The sequence below is a fragment of the Streptomyces sp. MK7 genome (assembly GCF_032658145.1).
GTDB lineage: Bacteria > Actinomycetota > Actinomycetes > Streptomycetales > Streptomycetaceae > Streptomyces > Streptomyces spiralis.
Map to the genome: position 1 here is coordinate 1 of NZ_JAVACL010000031.1, position 16,563 is coordinate 16,563.

16 protein-coding genes are annotated in these 16,563 nt (G+C 72.3%); 12 read left to right on the top strand and 4 right to left on the bottom strand.

The window, feature by feature from the left end; all coding sequences use genetic code 11:
• Positions 1-189: 189 nt before the first annotated feature.
• A complete protein-coding gene (locus tag R2S09_RS27750; protein ID WP_316743973.1) occupies positions 190-693 on the bottom strand; it encodes a carbohydrate ABC transporter permease in 504 nt (167 codons plus the stop codon).
• Positions 671-1,285: a hypothetical protein gene (locus R2S09_RS27755; RefSeq protein ID WP_316743975.1), complete on the bottom strand. Its 615-nt coding sequence runs from the start codon at positions 1,283-1,285 to the stop codon at positions 671-673. The genes R2S09_RS27750 and R2S09_RS27755 overlap by 23 nt, the downstream gene beginning before the upstream one ends.
• Positions 1,286-1,867: 582 nt before the next feature.
• Here R2S09_RS27755 and R2S09_RS27760 point away from each other — a divergent pair.
• The 3 genes from R2S09_RS27760 (at position 1,868) to R2S09_RS27770 (ending at position 4,324) form a co-directional block, all read left to right on the top strand.
• Complete coding sequence (locus R2S09_RS27760) at positions 1,868-2,548, top strand: FGGY family carbohydrate kinase (protein ID WP_399144811.1); 681 nt, start codon at positions 1,868-1,870, stop codon at positions 2,546-2,548.
• Between the two features lie 355 nt (positions 2,549-2,903).
• Positions 2,904-4,106 (top strand): cytochrome P450, encoded by a 1,203-nt coding sequence (locus tag R2S09_RS27765; protein ID WP_316743977.1) that lies wholly within the window; start codon positions 2,904-2,906, stop codon positions 4,104-4,106.
• Positions 4,103-4,324 carry a ferredoxin gene (locus R2S09_RS27770; protein WP_316743979.1) on the top strand — a complete coding sequence of 74 codons (222 nt, stop codon included), beginning with the start codon at positions 4,103-4,105 and terminating at the stop codon, positions 4,322-4,324. Before R2S09_RS27765 ends, R2S09_RS27770 begins: the two co-directional genes overlap by 4 nt.
• 218 nt (positions 4,325-4,542) lie before the next feature.
• On the opposite strand, the gene R2S09_RS27775 is transcribed toward R2S09_RS27770, so the two are convergent.
• On the bottom strand, positions 4,543-5,331 hold the full coding sequence (locus R2S09_RS27775) for an OBAP family protein (protein ID WP_316743980.1): 789 nt from the start codon (positions 5,329-5,331) through the stop codon (positions 4,543-4,545).
• Positions 5,332-5,568: 237 nt separating this feature from the next.
• On the opposite strand from R2S09_RS27775, the gene R2S09_RS27780 reads away from it, so the two are divergent.
• The 8 genes from R2S09_RS27780 to R2S09_RS27815 all read left to right on the top strand — a co-directional run bounded on the left by R2S09_RS27780 (position 5,569) and on the right by R2S09_RS27815 (position 15,532).
• The gene (locus tag R2S09_RS27780) at positions 5,569-7,398 is read left to right on the top strand and encodes a gamma-glutamyltransferase (RefSeq protein WP_316743983.1); all 1,830 of its coding nucleotides are present in this window, start codon (positions 5,569-5,571) and stop codon (positions 7,396-7,398) included.
• A gap of 94 nt (positions 7,399-7,492) precedes the next feature.
• A complete protein-coding gene (locus R2S09_RS27785) occupies positions 7,493-8,365 on the top strand; it encodes an inositol monophosphatase family protein (RefSeq protein ID WP_316743985.1) in 873 nt (290 codons plus the stop codon).
• Between the two features lie 288 nt (positions 8,366-8,653).
• Positions 8,654-10,063, top strand: coding sequence for an NAD(P)/FAD-dependent oxidoreductase (locus R2S09_RS27790; RefSeq protein ID WP_306187928.1), 1,410 nt, complete (start codon positions 8,654-8,656; stop codon positions 10,061-10,063).
• Positions 10,060-10,572 (top strand): O-acetyl-ADP-ribose deacetylase, encoded by a 513-nt coding sequence (locus R2S09_RS27795; protein ID WP_316743990.1) that lies wholly within the window; start codon positions 10,060-10,062, stop codon positions 10,570-10,572. Before R2S09_RS27790 ends, R2S09_RS27795 begins: the two co-directional genes overlap by 4 nt.
• Before the next feature lie 151 nt (positions 10,573-10,723).
• Positions 10,724-12,235 (top strand): AlkA N-terminal domain-containing protein, encoded by a 1,512-nt coding sequence (locus tag R2S09_RS27800; RefSeq protein WP_316743992.1) that lies wholly within the window; start codon positions 10,724-10,726, stop codon positions 12,233-12,235.
• Positions 12,236-12,246: 11 nt separating this feature from the next.
• Positions 12,247-12,738 carry a methylated-DNA--[protein]-cysteine S-methyltransferase gene (locus R2S09_RS27805; RefSeq protein ID WP_316743994.1) on the top strand — a complete coding sequence of 164 codons (492 nt, stop codon included), beginning with the start codon at positions 12,247-12,249 and terminating at the stop codon, positions 12,736-12,738.
• A gap of 115 nt (positions 12,739-12,853) precedes the next feature.
• A complete protein-coding gene (locus R2S09_RS27810; protein WP_316743996.1) occupies positions 12,854-13,321 on the top strand; it encodes a hypothetical protein in 468 nt (155 codons plus the stop codon).
• 120 nt (positions 13,322-13,441) lie between these two features.
• Positions 13,442-15,532: a LysM peptidoglycan-binding domain-containing protein gene (locus R2S09_RS27815; protein ID WP_316743997.1), complete on the top strand. Its 2,091-nt coding sequence runs from the start codon at positions 13,442-13,444 to the stop codon at positions 15,530-15,532.
• Between the two features lie 3 nt (positions 15,533-15,535).
• Here R2S09_RS27815 and R2S09_RS27820 read toward each other — a convergent pair whose 3' ends face one another.
• Entirely contained in the window at positions 15,536-16,270 is a 735-nt protein-coding gene (locus R2S09_RS27820; protein WP_306187918.1) for a Sir2 family NAD-dependent protein deacetylase, read from the bottom strand.
• Between the two features lie 82 nt (positions 16,271-16,352).
• Between R2S09_RS27820 and R2S09_RS27825 the strand changes: the two genes are divergently transcribed.
• Entirely contained in the window at positions 16,353-16,553 is a 201-nt protein-coding gene (locus R2S09_RS27825) for a type II toxin-antitoxin system VapB family antitoxin (RefSeq protein ID WP_316743998.1), read from the top strand.
• Positions 16,554-16,563: the final 10 nt, after the last annotated feature.

The following is a 16,563-nucleotide window of genomic DNA, read 5'->3' on the forward strand; positions in this document are numbered from 1 at the left end:
ACGCCCCCGGGGGCCGGGGGGCGCCCCCCGGCCCCCCCGGCCCCCCCGGCCCCCCCCCCCGGGGCGGGCCCCCCCCCCCGGCCGGGGCCCCGGGCGCCCCGCCCGGGGCCCCCGCCCACGGGGGCGCCCCCCCCGGGGGGTCCCGGGGCCCACGCCCCTTTCGCTTGCGGAACCGCCGCGGCGGAGCCGCTACTTCAGACCGGACGTCTTGATCGACTCCACGATCTGCCGCTGGAAGACGAAGAACAGCACCAGCATGGGCAGCGCGGCCACCGTGGCCGCCGCCAGGATGTAGTTCCAGTTGGAGCCGTACTGGGTCTGGAAGGAGGCGATGCCGAGCTGGACCACCGTCAGGGACTGGTCGTTGGTGGCGACCAGCGGCCAGACGAAGGCGTTCCAGTTGGCCAGGAAGAAGAGGATCGCCAGCGCCGAGAGGATGGGCCGGGACATCGGCAGGACGATGTTCCAGTAGACCCGCCAGTGGCCGCAGCCGTCCACGATCGCCGCCTCCTCCAGCTCCCTGGGCAGCCCCAGGTAGAACTGGCGCAGCTGCGCGCGGCGGGCGAGGCGGCGGGTGGCCGAGCGGGTCTGCCGGGCCTGGAGTTCGGCGCGTTTGCGGGCCTGCCAACGCCGGTAGCGGGAAAGGCGGCGGCCTTGGTGGTTGGTGCCGTCACTGGTGGTGGCCAGGTTCACGATGCCCCGGTCGACTCCGATCCAGTCGGTCGGCTCCGTACACCTCGGGATCCGGAATGTCGCAGGTGGCGATCAGGAACCATGTTCCGCCGCGCCGGACGAGATCGCTCTCGCCCTTGCGGTGGGCCACGAGGGTTTTCAGCTGGTCGGGGGAGCAGGCGAAGCGGATGCCCTTCATCCGCCCGTCGATGGTCCAGATGGAGACGGTTCGCGCGTCGTACTGCCAGGACAGGCAGCGGTCGTCGAACGGCTGGGCCGCCTCCGGGCGGAAGGCGATCGGGGTGCCGACCGCCTTGCGGTACCGCTTGGCGGTGGGCGGGCCCAGGTTCCCGGCCTGCAGGTTGGCCTTCAGGACGGCGTAGGCGTCGACGACCTTCTTCACCACCCGCACCACCGGTTGCGCGGACAGCCCGAAGGTGGCCTTCAGGTCCGTGTACACCTCCCTCTGCAGACCGTTGCGGTCTTTGAGTTCCTTGGCGAAGGCAACCTGCGAGGCGTAGGCGGCGGCCCGGTTGCAGGCGCGCAGGGTCGCCTCCAGCGCCGACGCCTGCCCGGGCGACGGCAGCAGCTTCACCTGCACGACCAGCTTCATGACGTCGGACCGTAATACGACTTCCGCACACACAACCGCCGTTCACCCCACGCTCGGCACAGCAGGTGACCCGTAGGACGGTTGTTCGCATCCCCCGGATCCGCCGGGCAGCCAAGCCGGGCGCTCCGCGCCCGACCACAAAACCGATGCGGCGACGCTCCGCGTCGCAGCCGCAGGAGGCGATTCCTCCCCGGCGTGAACGCCCGGGCATCCTCGTCAGAACCAGGTGAAGTTCTCGGCGCTGATGGAACGGCTCACGGCACGCGTCCTGCGGGAGATGCCGTCGAGTCCAAAGGTCGTCATCGTGTCTTGCCCTCATGGTGGAGTACGGAGGCGCGCGCCGCGGGCCGGCTGGGGCACCGTGGGGCGCGGAGGGAGCGAGGCGGCATCGACACCGCGGTGGAACACCTCTGAAATCCATTTCACCGAAACGTAGAGGGGGTCCCCAGGGGTGTCAAGAGGTGAGACTCCCGGGCGTTTCGGGGCGTAGGCCTTGTCCAGGCCAAGGCCTCTCACCTGGAGAAACCGCGCCTGTCGCGCGGACCCTTGACCTTGAAATCGATTTCTGCAATGGCCCTGGACATGCCTCGCAACGCAGTCATCGGCGTGGACATCGGCACGTCGAGCAGCAAGGGCGTCCTCGTCGGCCTCGACGGCACCCTGATCCGCTCGGCCGTACGGGAGCACAGACCCGCACGGCCGGGACCCGGCCACTTCGAAATGGACGCCTCCGTGTGGTGGCGCGAGTTCATCGAGCTCGCCCGCGAGCTGACCGGCCCCGCCGACACCACCGTCGTCGCCGTCGGTGTCAGCGGCATGGGACCCTGCGTCCTGCTGACCGACGAGCACGACACCCCGCTGCGCCCCGCGATCCTCTACGGCGTGGACACCCGCTCGGTCCGCCAGACCGAACGGATCGAGGAGCGGCTCGGCGCCGAGGAGATCATCCGGCGCTCGGGCTCGGCCCTGAGCACCCAGGCCGCGGGGCCGAAGATCGCCTGGATCGCCGAGGAGGAGCCCGAGCTCTACGCCCGGGCCCGCCGCCTCCACATGCCCAGCTCCTGGCTGGTCCGGCAGCTCACCGGCGCCTACGTCCTCGACCACCACTCGGCCAGCCGGTGCACCCCGCTGCCCGGCACCGCAGTCGCAGCGACCCCGGCGCCGGGGCGAGCGGGCAGGCATCCGCTCGCCCCGACCGCCCGCAGAACCCCCGGTGTCCGGCCCGCCCCGCGCGCGGGCCGGACACCGGGCACCAGCACGTGAACCACTGACCGAGCGAACAGGAACCCCCACGACTCCGAGGAGGTTCGCATGGCAGGTTCACAACACTCGGGGCCGCGACACCCGGGCCCCGGCCCTTCGGCCGCGCGCAGTGCCGGCCCAAGGGTCCACGGCCCGCGCGCTTCGACATCGGAGTCGGCCCCTCTCTCCGGCGGGGCACCGGCATTGCCTTCGCTGTCCTTCATTGCAACGCTTCGTTGCATTCAAATCACTGCCATTGCATCGATTTTGCGGCGACGAGCTGGGAGAACCCCTCTTGGTAGATTGACGTGACCATGAACGCAACGTAGCTTTCCGGAAGCGTCAAACACGTCATATCGCGAGACGAGGAATGGCCATGAGCGAGTCCCTCCACACCGTCACGACGCTGCCGACCGCGCGTCCGACCGGCTGCCCCTTCGACCCGCCGGCAGAGCTGCTCGACGCCCGCAGGCACGGCGCCATCAGCCGCTACACCCACCCCGGCGGCAGACCCGGATGGCTGATCACCGGATACGACCTGGTCAGGTCGGTCCTGGCCGACCCGCGGTTCAGCTCGCGCAAGGAGCTGCTGAACGTGGGCGACTTCGAAGTGCCTCCTGCGCCGCCCGGCGAGTTCCTCCTCATGGACGAACCGCAGCACGGGCGCTACCGCAAGCCGCTGGTGGGCAAGTTCACGGTACGGCGGATGCGGCTTCTCACCGAACGCATCGAGCAGATCACCGCCGAATGCCTGGACGCCATGGAGACGGCCGGGCCGCCGGCCGACCTGGTGACCGCGTTCGCCAAGCCCATCCCCACCATCGTGATCTGCGAGATCCTCGGGGTGCCGTACGAGGACCGGGGCTCCTTCCAGCAGCAGATCGACACGTTCATGGGCGGGGAGGTGAGCGACGAGGAGCTGATCGCGGCCTACACCGCGACCCAGGAGTACCTCGCGCGGCTGGTGGCCGCCAAGCGCGCGAACCCCACCGACGACGTGCTCAGCGAACTGACCGACAGCGATCTGACCGACGAGGAGCTGAAGGGGATCAGCCTGATCCTGCTGGCCGCCGGATTCGACACCACCGCCAACATGCTGTCCCTCGGCACCTTCGCGCTGCTGCGGAACCCGGAGCAACTGGCCGCGCTGCGCGCCGACCCCGCGCTCACCGACAGGGCCGTCGAGGAGCTGCTGCGGTATCTGAGCGTCGCCAAGACGTTCATGCGCACAGCCCTCGAGGACGTCGAGCTGGGCGGACGGACCATCGAGGCCGGCACGACGGTCGTCCTGTCGTACAACACCGCCAACCGCGACCCCGAGCGCTTCACCGACCCCCATGTGCTCGACCTCCACAGGCAGGACGCGGCCGGTCACCTGGCCTTCAGCCACGGAATCCACCAGTGCCTGGGGCAGCAGCTGGCCCGCGTCGAGATGCGCGTCGCGTTCCGCGCGCTGGTCGACCGCTTCCCCGCGCTGCGCCTGGCCGTACCGGCCGAAGAGGTCGCCCTGCGCCCGGAGACCGCGGACATCTACGGGGTCAAGAGCCTGCCGGTCACCTGGGGCAAGGAGGAGTCGTGACGACGACGCGGCTGCACGTCGACCGGGAGCGCTGCATCGGCGCCGGGATGTGCGCCCTGACCGCCCCCGAGGTCTTCGACCAGGACCCCGACGACGGCCTCGTGATCCTGCTCCACGCCGAGCCGCCCACCGCCCATCGCACGGCCGCACGGATGGCTGCCAGCGTCTGCCCCTCCGGGGCGATCACCCTCCACGAGCCGGAACCCGGCGGCTCCTGACACCGCGGCGACCGCACCCGCACCACACCCGGACCGCCCCCAGCCACACCCCGACCGGGAACCCGCACCACACCCCGACCGGGAATCCGCACCGCGCGCCGGTGGGAGCCCGCACCGCGCGCCGGTGGGGGGCTCGCGTGTCCGGCACGCGTCAGGAGCCGTCACGCACCGCCCCGGCGGCAGCGGGCAGCGGGTTCGGGGCGGGCGGGAGGCGACCGTCAGCGCTTGAAGTCCATCTCCTCGACGCGTGTCTGCACCGTCCGGCCGCTCTCCCACGCGTTGGCGCCCGGCGCCACCTCCGGCATGGGGATGTCCGCCCGGTTCCGCCGCTTGCGGGAGGTCGAGACGCCGAGCCTCTCGTCCCGGGCCCGGACCATCTCGTCCGCGGCCTGACCGTCCTCGGTGAGGCCCATCATCAACTGCGGAATCCCGTAGGGGAAGTCGTCGCGGTCGTACTGCCACGTGTGGAACGTCTTCCCATAGGTGGTCACGAGGTCCTCGAAGTAGGCGTGTTCGGCCATGTCGGGGATACCGGGGGCGGTGAGGATGCCGGACTTGACCTCGTAGTGGTGGCTGTGCCACAGCCGTTTCTCGTCCTCGGGCAGGCCGCGGAAGCGCTCCTCGCCGATGATGTACTCGATGCCGATCAGACGGGCGTCGGGCGCGTTGCGGTCGAAGATCACGCACTGGTGCAGATCGTGCCGGAGGTGGATGCAGAAGTGCGTCGCCTCCACCTGCCGGCCCATGTCGTCGGCGTACAGGTGGAAGCCGTTGAGATAGGTGCTCATCGCGTCGAGCGGGTACTTCGGCTGCATCGCGCCGGCCGCCAGGTCCAGCGCGCGGTGCTTGAGCGGGTGCCCCGAGCCGATCTTGCCGATCGTGGCCGCCTTGCGCCCGAGCCGGAGGCCCGCCGCAGCCGTCACACCCGCTGCGGCACCGAGGCCGATGGACGCGGCCGACCTCCGGCGGGAGCCGCGCGAACGGTGCGTGCCCAGTGTGAGTGCCATGGGCAGCGAGTGCCCCGTGCCCGGTGCCCGTAACGGACCACCGGCGGTGTTCCGGAGCGAGAGGGCGGCGTCCTTCGTCCCGCCCGCCCCCGCCGCCGATGGCCGCCGGGCAGCGCCTCGGTAGTCTGCTGCCTGATCGAGTCGACCGGGGCCGGGTTCGAACTCCCCACTGTCGTTCCGCAGAGCGGTCCGGAGTGCCGAGGGGCCGGCCGACGCACGCGAACACCGAGGTGAGGGATGCAGTTCACCACCCGACCCACTCTCCAGGGCACCTTCGGCATGGTGTCCTCCACGCACTGGCTGGCCTCGCAGTCGGCGATGGCCGTGCTGGAGGACGGCGGCAACGCCTACGACGCCGCCGTGGCCGGGGCGTTCTTGCTGCACGTCGTGGAGCCGCATCTGAACGGGCCCGCCGGTGAGGTGCCGATCCTGCTCGCGCCGGCGGGCGGTGGGGTGCGGGTGCTGTGCGGTCAGGGTGTGGCGCCGGCCGGGGCGACGGTCGCGCACTACCGGGGGCTCGGGCTGGATCTCGTACCCGGTACCGGACCGCTCGCCGCCGCCGTTCCCGGCGCCTTCGACGCCTGGATGCTGCTCCTGCGCGACCACGGCACCAAGGACCTCGCCGACGTCCTGAAGTACGCCATCGGGTACGCGGAGCACGGGCACGCTCCGGTGGAGCGCGTCGGGGAGACCGTCGCGACCGTACGGCCCCTGTTCGAGACCGAGTGGACCTCCTCCGCCGGGGTCTATCTGCCCGGCGGGCACCCGCCGCGGCCCGGGGAGCTGCTGCGCAACCCCGCGCTCGCCGCCACCTGGAACAGGCTGCTCGCCGAGACCGCGGGCGCCGGCGACCGGGAGGCCCGGATCGAGGCCGCGCGGGAGGTGTGGCGCTCCGGCTTCGTCGCCGAGGCGCTGGTCCGGCAGGCTCAGCGGCCCACCATGGACACCAGCGGCGAGCGCCACGCCGGCACCCTCACGGCCGCCGACCTCGCCGCCTGGTCCGCGACCTACGAAACCCCGGCGACGTACGACTGGAACGGCTGGACCCTGTGCAAGGCGGGCCCCTGGAGCCAGGGCCCGGTCCTCCTCCAGCAACTCGCTCTGCTCCCGCCGGAGCTGCCCCCGTACGGATCCGCCGACTACGTCCATCTGCTGATCGAGGGCTGCAAGCTCGCGATGGCCGACCGGGAGGCCTGGTACGGGGACGCCGCCGACGTACCGCTGGCCGAACTGCTGTCCGCGGAGTACAACGCCGAACGGCGCAAGCTGGTGGGCGACACGGCCTCCTACGAGCTGCGGCCCGGCAGCCCCGGCGGGCGCGCCCCGCGGCTGAGCACGCACGCGCACCGGATCGCCGCGGAGACGGGGGAGTTCGACGCCCTGGGCGTCGGGGAACCGACGGTCGCGGGGCCGTCGACCTCTCCCGTGCCGGGTGAACCGGAGGTCGCCCCCGACGGTGGCACCCGTGGCGACACCTGTCACATCGACGTCGTCGACCGCTGGGGCAACATGGTCTCCGCCACGCCGAGCGGCGGCTGGCTCCAGTCCAACCCCGTCGTGCCCGAACTGGGCTTCCCGCTCGGCACCCGGCTCCAGATGACCTGGCTGGAGGAGGGCCTGCCCAATTCGCTCACCCCCGGCCGTCGTCCGCGCACCACGCTCACCCCGTCGATCGCCCTGCGTGACGGCGTGCCCGTCATGGCCTTCGGCACGCCCGGTGGCGACCAGCAGGACCAGTGGCAGCTGCACTTCTTTCTCGCGGTCGCCCTGCGCGCCGCCGTCCGCGGCGGCCTCGACCTCCAGGGGGCCGTCGATGGCCCGAACTGGCACAACGACTCCTTCCCCGGGTCGTTCTACCCGCGCGGGATGCGCCCCGGCAGCGTCACCGTGGAGTCCCGCACGGCCCCCGGGGTCGTCGCGGAGCTGAGCCGCCGCGGCCACCGCGTGACGATCGGTGACCCCTGGTCCGAGGGACGGCTGTGCGCGGTCGCCCGGGACCCCGGGAGCGGCATCCTGTCGGCCGCCGCGAACCCGCGCGGGATGCAGGGGTACGCGGTCGGGCGCTGAGGCGGCCGTGCCCGGCACCCTCTGTTCATCCCCATTCCACCCGCAGTGCACCGGGTGGGCGGGGATTGTCAGCGGGGCGTGTTCTCATGGAGGCATGATCGAACAGACGGAAACCTGGAGGTCCCCCCTGGACGAGATCCTTGTGGGAGAGTTCGTCGAGCGTCACTCGGCCGACGTGGAGGAGGCGGTCCGCAAGGCGGCCGCGGCCGAGATCATGCCCCGCTTCCGCCGGCTCGCGGACCACGAGGTCGACCAGAAGTCCGGCCCGCACGACCTGGTGACGGACGCCGACCGGCTGACCGAGCGGTACCTCACCGACATCCTCGGCGCCCTGCTGCCCGGCTCCGTCGTGGTAGGCGAGGAAGCGGTGCACGCCGACCCCACCGTCTACGAGGCGATTCGCGGCCAGGCTCCAGTTTGGATCGTCGATCCCGTGGACGGCACGCGGCAGTTCGTCCACGGCGACCCCGGCTTCTGCACCCTGGTGGCCCTGGCCCGGGGCGGGGTCGTGCTGGCCTCCTGGACGTACGCGCCGGCGCACGACCGGCTCGCCACCGCCGTTCGCGGCCGCGGCGCCCTCCTCGACGGCGAGCCGCTGCGTTCCGGCACGCCCGACCCGGAGTGCGCCCTGCGGGTGGCCACCTCCCACCCGGACTACACGACGGACGAGCAGAAGCGTGCCCTGCCCGGCCTGTGGACGGACGGTGTCGAACCCCGGGCCTGCGGCTCGGCCGGGCTGGAGTACCTCGCCATCGCCCGCGGCGAACTGGACGCCACGGCCTTCTCCTGGGAGGCCGCCTGGGACCACGCGGCGGGCCTGCTGCTGGTCGAGGAGGCGGGCGGCGCCCACCTGACGACGGCCGGTGAGCCGTTCCGTGTCACCGGCGGCAACAGCCTCCCGTTCACGGCGGCCCGGGACGCGGCGACGGCCCGCCGGGTGGCCGGTCTGCTGACGCCCTCGCACTGAGGAGGGCCTGCCCGCCGAGGGCCCGGTGCGACCGTCGGGAACCCTCGTTCGGCCGCCGGGAGTCCTCGTTCGGCCGCGGGAGTCCGAGCTCGGCCGGCCCCCGCGATCGGCCGATGAGGTCCGCGTTCGGCCGCCGGGAGCCCGCGTCGGGCCGCCGTATCGACCCGGCCGGGTGCCTCCGTGGCGGAACCTCAGGCTCCGCGGCCCGGTGCCCATGGGTGTCAGTCCAGCGGCATATCCTGACCACGAGTGACCATCGGCTGACGAAGGGGTCCGAAGGTGCCGTCGATGCTCGATGCGGTCGTGGTGGGTGCGGGACCGAACGGACTGACCGCTGCCGTGGAGCTGGCACGCCGGGGCTTCTCCGTGGCCCTGTTCGAGGCGAGGTCCACCGTCGGCGGCGGCGCCCGCACCGAGGAGCTCACCCTGCCCGGCTTCCGGCACGACCCGTGCTCGGCCGCGCACCCCCTCGCCATCAACTCGCCGGCGTTCCGCGCCCTGCCCCTCGACCGCTACGGCCTTCAGTGGCTGCACGCCCGGCTGCCCATGGCCCACCCCTTCCCCGACGGCACCGCGGCGGTCCTGGCCCGCTCCGTCGCCGAGACGGCCGCCTCCTTCGGACCCCGCGACGCGGGCACGTACCGCAGGCTGGTCGCGCCGTTCCTGCCCAAGTGGGACACGCTCGCGCGGGACTTCATGTCCCTGCCGCTCACCGCGCTGCCGCGCGACCCCGTCACCCTCGCCCGCTTCGGCCTGGCCGGGCTGCCGCCCTCGACCTGGCTCATGCGCCGCTTCCGCGACGAGCGGGCCAAGACCCTCTTCGCCGGCCTCGTCGCCCACGTCATGGCCCCGCTCGGCGGTTTCGCCACCGGCGCCATCGGCCTGGTCTTCGCCCTGGCCGCGCACGCCCGCGGCTGGCCCGTGGCCCGCGGCGGCTCGCAGGCGATCTCCGACGCCCTCGCCGCCTACCTCAAGGATCTCGGCGGCGCCGTGCACACCGACTACGAGGTCAAGCGCCTGGACGACCTGCCGCCCGCGCGCGCGTACGTCTTCGACACCTCACCGACCGCGCTCGCCCGCATCGCCGGCCTCGGCCGCTACTACGACGCCTACCGGTACGGCCCCGGCGTCTTCAAGATCGACTACGCACTGGACGGCCCGGTCCCGTGGACCGCCCCCGAGGCCCGCACGGCAGGGACGGTGCAGATCGGCGCGAGCCGGGCCGAGATCGGCACCGCACTGCACGCCGCGTCCCGCGAGGGCCGCGCACCCGGCAGACCGTTCCTGATCACCGTTCAGCCCGGCGTGGCCGACCCCACCCGCGCCCCGGAGGGCAAGCACGTCTTCTGGGTGTACGGCCATGTGCCCAACGGCTGGGACGGCGACCTCACGGACGCCATAGAACGCCAGCTGGAGCGCTTCGCCCCCGGCTTCCGCGACCTGGTCCTGGCCCGGGCCACCGCCGGCCCGGCCGAGGTGGCCGCCCGCAACGCCAACTACGTCGGCGGTGACATCGCCACCGGCGCGGTCTCCGGGCTCCAGATCATGCTGCGGCCCAAGCTGTCCCTGTTCCCGTACCACACCCCCCACCCGGCCGTTTTCATCTGCTCGTCGGCCACCCCGCCGGGCCCCGGCGTGCACGGCATGTCGGGGCACAACGCGGCGAAGGCCGTCTGGAGGAGGCTGCGGCAGCCATGACCACCACCATCACCCTCGCCCGGGGCGACATCACCCGGCAGAGCGCCGACGCCATCGTCAACGCCGCGAACTCCTCACTGCTCGGCGGCGGAGGCGTCGACGGCGCGATCCACCGGCGCGGCGGCCCCGCGATCCTCGAGGAATGCCGCGCCCTGCGCGCCTCCCGGTACGGCGGAGGCCTGCCCACCGGCCAGGCCGTCGCCACGACGGCGGGCGAACTGGACGCCCGCTGGGTGATCCACACGGTCGGACCCGTCCACAGGGGGCCCGGCAGTGACCCGTCGCTCCTGGCCTCCTGCTACCGGGAGTCCCTGCGCGTCGCAGACGAGCTCGGGGCGCGCACGGTCGCGTTCCCGGCCGTCTCCACCGGCGCCTTCGGCTGGCCGCTGGACGACGCCGCGCGCATCGCCGTAGAGGCGGTGCGGGAGTCGGACACCGACGTCGAGGAGGTCAGGTTCGTCCTCTTCGACGAACGGACCTACGAGGCGTTCGCCGCGCAGGTCGGCTGACCACCGGTTCGCGGTACGGACCCCGGCCCGTACGAGGTGATCCGCGTACGAGGCGATTCACGTACGAGGCGATCCGCGCTCTTCCAGCACACTCGACGTCGACGTCGGATTCCCGCCAGCCCCGGGCCGCTCCGTGTCCGATGCTGGACGCATGCAGAAGGGGACGTACATCGATCGGGAGCGCTGCGTGCGCGCCGTCCGCTCCAAGGACGCACGGTTCGACGGATGGTTCTACACGGCCGTCCTGACGACCGGGATCTACTGCCGGCCCAGCTGCCCGGTGGTGCCGCCCAAACCGGAGAACATGACCTTCTACCCGAGCGCCGCCGCCTGCCAGCAGGCCGGGTTCCGGGCCTGCAAGCGCTGCCGGCCCGACACCAGCCCCGGCTCGCCGGAGTGGAACCAGCGCGCCGACCTCGTGGCCCGCGCCATGCGGCTGATCGCCGACGGCGTCGTCGACCGCGAGGGTGTGCCCGGGCTCGCCGCCCGACTCGGCTACAGCAGCCGCCAGGTCGAACGCCAGCTCCTCGCCGAGCTCGGCGCCGGCCCCCTCGCGCTCGCCCGCGCGCAGCGCGCCCAGACCGCCCGGCTGCTGATCGAGACCACCGCCCTGCCGATGGCGGAGATCGCCTTCGCCGCCGGATTCTCCTCGATCCGCACGTTCAACGACACCGTCCGCGAGGTCTACGCACTCTCGCCCAGCGAACTGCGCACCCGAGCGCCCGGGACGCTCACACCCACGGGAACCCCTGGCACCTTCGGGACCACCCCCACCCCCGGCGTCATCTCCCTCCGCCTCCCCTTCCGCGCACCCCTCAACCCGGACAACCTCTTCGGCCACCTGGCGGCGACAGCCGTACCCGGCGTGGAGGAGTGGCGGGACGGCGCCTACCGGCGCACGCTGCGGCTGCCGTACGGGCACGGGATCGTCGCCCTGACGCCCAAGCCCGACCACATCGCCTGCCGCCTCACCCTCAGCGATCTGCGTGACCTGCCCGTCGCCATCAGCCGCTGCCGGCGCATGCTCGACCTGGACGCCGACCCGGTCGCCGTGGACGACCAGCTGCGCACCGACCCGGTCCTCGCGCCCCTGGTCGACAAGGCCCCCGGCCGACGGGTGCCGCGCACCGTGGACGAGGCCGAGTTCGCCGTCCGGGCCGTACTCGGCCAGCAGGTCTCCACGGCCGCCGCCCGCACCCACGCGGCCCGCCTGGTCACCGCCCACGGCGAGCCGGTCGACGACCCCGAGGGCGGCCTCACCCATCTCTTCCCCGCACCGGAGGCGCTGGCCGGCCTCTCCCCGGAGTCGCTGGCGATGCCCCGCACCCGGCGCACGACCTTCACCACACTGGTCCGCCACCTCGCCGACGGCACACTCCACCTCGGTGCCGAGAGCGACTGGCAGGAGACCCGCGCCCGCCTGCTGTCCTTCCCGGGATTCGGCCCCTGGACGGTCGACGTCGTCGCCATGCGCGCCCTGGGCGATCCCGACGCCTTCCTCCCCACCGACCTCGGCATCCGCCGCGCGGCCAAGGAACTGGGCCTGCCCTCGACACCGGCGGCGCTCACGGCCCGTGCGGCGGCCTGGCGCCCGTGGCGGGCGTACGCCGTGCAGTACCTGTGGGCCACGGACAGCCACCCGATCAACTTCCTACCCGTCTGAGGACGTTCACGATGAACACGAAGCAGCACGCCGTCGTCGACAGCCCCTACGGCCCGCTCACCCTCGTCGCCGAGGACGGTGTCCTGTGCGGCCTGTACATGACCAACCAGCGCCACCGCCCACCGGAGGAGACGTTCGGCGCACGCGCCGCCGCACGGGCCTTCGACGCCGCCGAGGAACAACTGGAGGCCTACTTCGCGGGCGAGTTGAAGGAGTTCACCCTGGAACTGCGCCTGAACGGAACACCGTTCCAGCGCCGTGTCTGGGACCGGCTGCGCACGATCCCCTACGGCGAGATCCGCACGTACGGAGAACTGGCCGGCGCACTCGGCTCCCCGGGCGCCTCCCGCGCCGTCGGCCTCGCCAACGGCAAGAACCCCATCGGCATCATCGTCCCCTGCCACCGCGTCGTCGGCGCCGACGGCAGCCTGACCGGCTACGGTGGCGGCCTGGACCGCAAGAAGCGCCTGCTGGACTTCGAGAGCGGAACGGCCTTGTTCTAGACCTGTCCGCTCACTCCGTCGGCCCAACCGCGGTGGTGGTGTGCCCTCGGCGGCGTCCAAGCTCGTAGGACGAACCGTGCAGGCAACAGGGGCCGCTACCGCCAGGAGGACGATTGTGGCGCTCACGGAGGGCGAGCTGCTCGACGCCGGTGACGAAGGCCTCGTGGAACTCTTCGGCGCGAGCCCGGCCGGTGACATTCCCAAGGGTCCGCTGGAGGGCACCGGCATCGTGCGGTGGGGAGGCGGCCGGGTCGCCCGTCCGCTCGCCCGGCTGGTGCGCATGGCCGTGTGGCGGGGCAAGGTCTTCGACCCCGAGGGCTATCTGAGCAATCGCATGACCTCGTTCGACGTGCTCGCGGTGGTGGCCCAGGTCTACAAGGGCCCGAGCCTGATGGACGAGCAGGAGTGCATCGTCATCGACTACTCCAGGATCTCCCTCGCCGCCTGCGGGGTGCGGGACGAGATGCGCCAGGTCGATGAGGGCCTGTACCTCGGTGTGGTCTGGCTGTTCGGGCTCAGGGTCGGCTGGTTCGCTCTCAGGGTGCCGGAGGTCGACCGCACCCTTCCCGGGAAGGGTGCGTGAGCAATGAGGTCTTCCGGTATATCCGTCCGCCGGCCGGCGTCCGCCGCTCGCTCCCGGCGGAGGGGACGCAAGGTCAGATCCGCGCTGCGTGCCTCGGCCGCGGCAGCCGCCTCGGTCGCCGTGGTCCTTGGCACGCCGAACGTCCCGGCGTCCGCCGCGTCCGTCAGCGCCGTACCGGGCACGCTGCACGGCACCGTCACCGGCGCGAGCAAGCCGCTTCCGGGAGCCCGGGTCACGCTCTTCGCCGGCTCTCGCACAGGTGTGCGGGAACTGGGCCACGCGACGACCGACGCCACCGGTTCCTTCGCGATCTCGTACGCTCCGCCCGCTGCCGGAGTCCTCTACGTGGAGGCCGCGCCCGCCGATGACCACCGACTGCTCCTGCGCTCCGTGGTGGCGGTCGGCGAGGGCGGCGCCGTCCCGGCACGAACGGTGAGCCGGGTACGGGTCAACGAGCTCACCACCGTCGCCGCCGGCTACGCCCTGGCCCAGTTCAGCGGGCCACGCGGCGTCGACGGGCCCGGCCCGGGTCTGCAGAACGCCGCGGCGACCGCGTTCAACCTCGCCGACCCGGTCACCGGCGGCCCCGGAGAGGTGGTGACGAACGCCGACAACGGCACCGCCAACGAAACCCTCGCCACCCTCGACACACTCGCCAACCTGGTCTCCCTCTGCGTGTCGGACACCGTCCGGTGCGACCGGATGCTCCGGCTGGCCACACCTGTCGGCGGCACCGCTCCCCGGGACACCGTGCAGGCGGTGCTGAACCTGGTCCGCAACCCCACGTTGTCACCGGCCGGGCTCCATGACCTGGCGCGCACCGCGAGCCACTACACCCCGGCACTCGCCGCGCCGCCCATGGCCTGGATCCTCGCGCTGCGCTACACCGACACCGACCTGTACTCCCCCGGCCGCATCGCCTTCGACGCCAAGGGCAACGCCTGGACATCCAACAACTGGCTTCCCGGCACCCAGAATCCCACCCCCTACATCAGCGTGCTCGACCCGACGGGCCGCCCGATCCTGGGCAGCCCGATCCAGGGCGGCGGCATGAAGGGCGGTGACTGGGGTGCCGCCGTCGCCCCCGACGGCTCCGTCTGGATGAGCAGCTACGGAGGCAACTCGGTGGCGCACTACTCGGCCACCGGCCGGCCTCTGTCTCCTCCCGCGGGGTGGAAGAACGGCGGGCTCATCCACCCGCAGGGAATCGCCGTGGACCAGCGGGGCAACGTGTGGATCGCGAACAACTACGGCCTGGAGACCGCTCCCGGACTGGGCAACGTGGTGGTCTACCCGCACGGCGATCCGTCCAAGGCGATCACGATCACCGGCGGCGGCCTCAACCACCCGTTCGCCGTTCAGATCGACGGCTTCGGGCGTGCCTGGGTCACCAACGCCGGACTCGGCGGCGCCCAGCTGGTGAACACACGCCTGGCGCCGCTCATAGGCAAGTTCAGCGGCAGCGTCACCGTGATCGGGCCGGACTTCAGGCCCACGGCGTCCTCGCCGATCGAGAGCAGCTCCTTCAAGTGGCCCTTGAGCATCGCCATCGACTCCAGGAACAACGCCTGGATCAACAGCTATCTCAGCAGTGAGATCACCGAGCTGCGCCCTGACGGGACCGTGGCGGGTGTGCACAAACTGCCCGAGCGGACCCTTCCCTGGTCGGTGGCCGTCGACGGGTCCGACCGGGTGTGGGTGGCCGGCTTCCTCACCCCGAGCGTGTGGACGCTGTGCGGGGCCGACACCACCGCCTGCCCGCCCGGCAGCACCACCGGCACCATCCTGTCTCCCGCGCAGGGCTACCGGAACAAGGCGATCCAGCACCTCACCGCGGTGCAGGTCGACCAGTCCGGCAACGTCTGGCTGGCGAACAACTGGTCGCACATCGTCCCACCCGCCGGCGGCACGGGACTGGTGGAACTCATCGGACTCGCCACCCCGGTCTGCACACCCCTCACCCCCGTCCCCACGCGCCCGTCCGCGGCGACCGCCACCGCCTGCCCCTCCCGGACCACGGCAGCCACCCCGCCCACCGGAAAACAGGCCGGCACCGGCACCCACCCCTACACCGTGCGCCCCGGAGACACCCTCGCCACCATCGGTCGTGCCCACGGCGAGTCCTGGCAGGCGCTGTACGAGAAGAACAGGACCGCCGTCGGACACGACCCGAACCTGATCACTCCGGGCCTGCGCCTGACCCTCCTCTGAACCTCAGGAACCGGCCTCCTCCAGGGTGCGCAGCAGTGCGGGGAGCGCGGTGCCGATCGGTTCGCGGACGACCTCGTCGGCGATCTCGTCGTAGGGGGTGGGTTCGGCGTTGACGATGATCAGGCGGGCGCCGTGGTCGGCGGCCACTGCGGCGAGGCCGGCGGCGGGCTGGACCTGGAGGCTGGTGCCGACCGCGATGAATACGGTGCAGGCCTTGGTGATGGCGACGGCCTCGCCGAGGACCGCCGGGTCCAGATGCTCGCCGAACATCACCGTGGCCGACTTCAGGATGCCGCCGCACTTCCGGCAGGGCGGGTCGTCCTCGCCCGCCTCGACGCGGGCGAGCGCCTCGTCCATGGGGCCGCGGACCTTGCATCGGGTGCAGACGACGCCGCGGGCGGTGCCGTGCAGTTCCAGTACCTTGCGGGCGGGCATCCCGGCGAGCTGGTGCAGGCCGTCCACGTTCTGGGTGATGACCCGGACCGGCACCCCGGAGCGTTCCAGCTCGGCGACCGCGCGGTGCGCGGCGTTCGGTTCGGCCCGCAGGGTGTGGGTCCTCCGTCGCATCTGCCAGGAGCGGCGGCGGATCTCCGGGTCGCTCATGTAGTAGTCGTAGGTCACGAGCTTCTCGGCCTCCGGATCCCGCCGCCACAGCCCGTTCGGGCCGCGGTAGTCGGGGATACCGGAGTCGGTGGAGACACCGGCGCCGCTGAGGACGGCGACGAGGGGCTTGGTCATGGGACAGAGGGTAGGGGCGGGGAATCGGGCGGGCGAACGGATATTCGTCCGCTCGGGGCCCGCGCGGTGCTACGGTCCGGGCATGGCCAAGGTGACCGTCTCGCTCGACGCCGAACTCGTCGTGGAAGTCATGGTGCTCGCTGGGGTGGGCAGCCCGCAGGACGCCGTCGAGCTGGTCGTCCGCGACTACATCGAACGCGGCCACCGTACGGAGGCGAGGGTGGCCGCGCGTGACGAGGAGCTGCGCGAGATCGACACCAAGCCCCGGGACGTGGAGGGCTGACCCCCGGGCG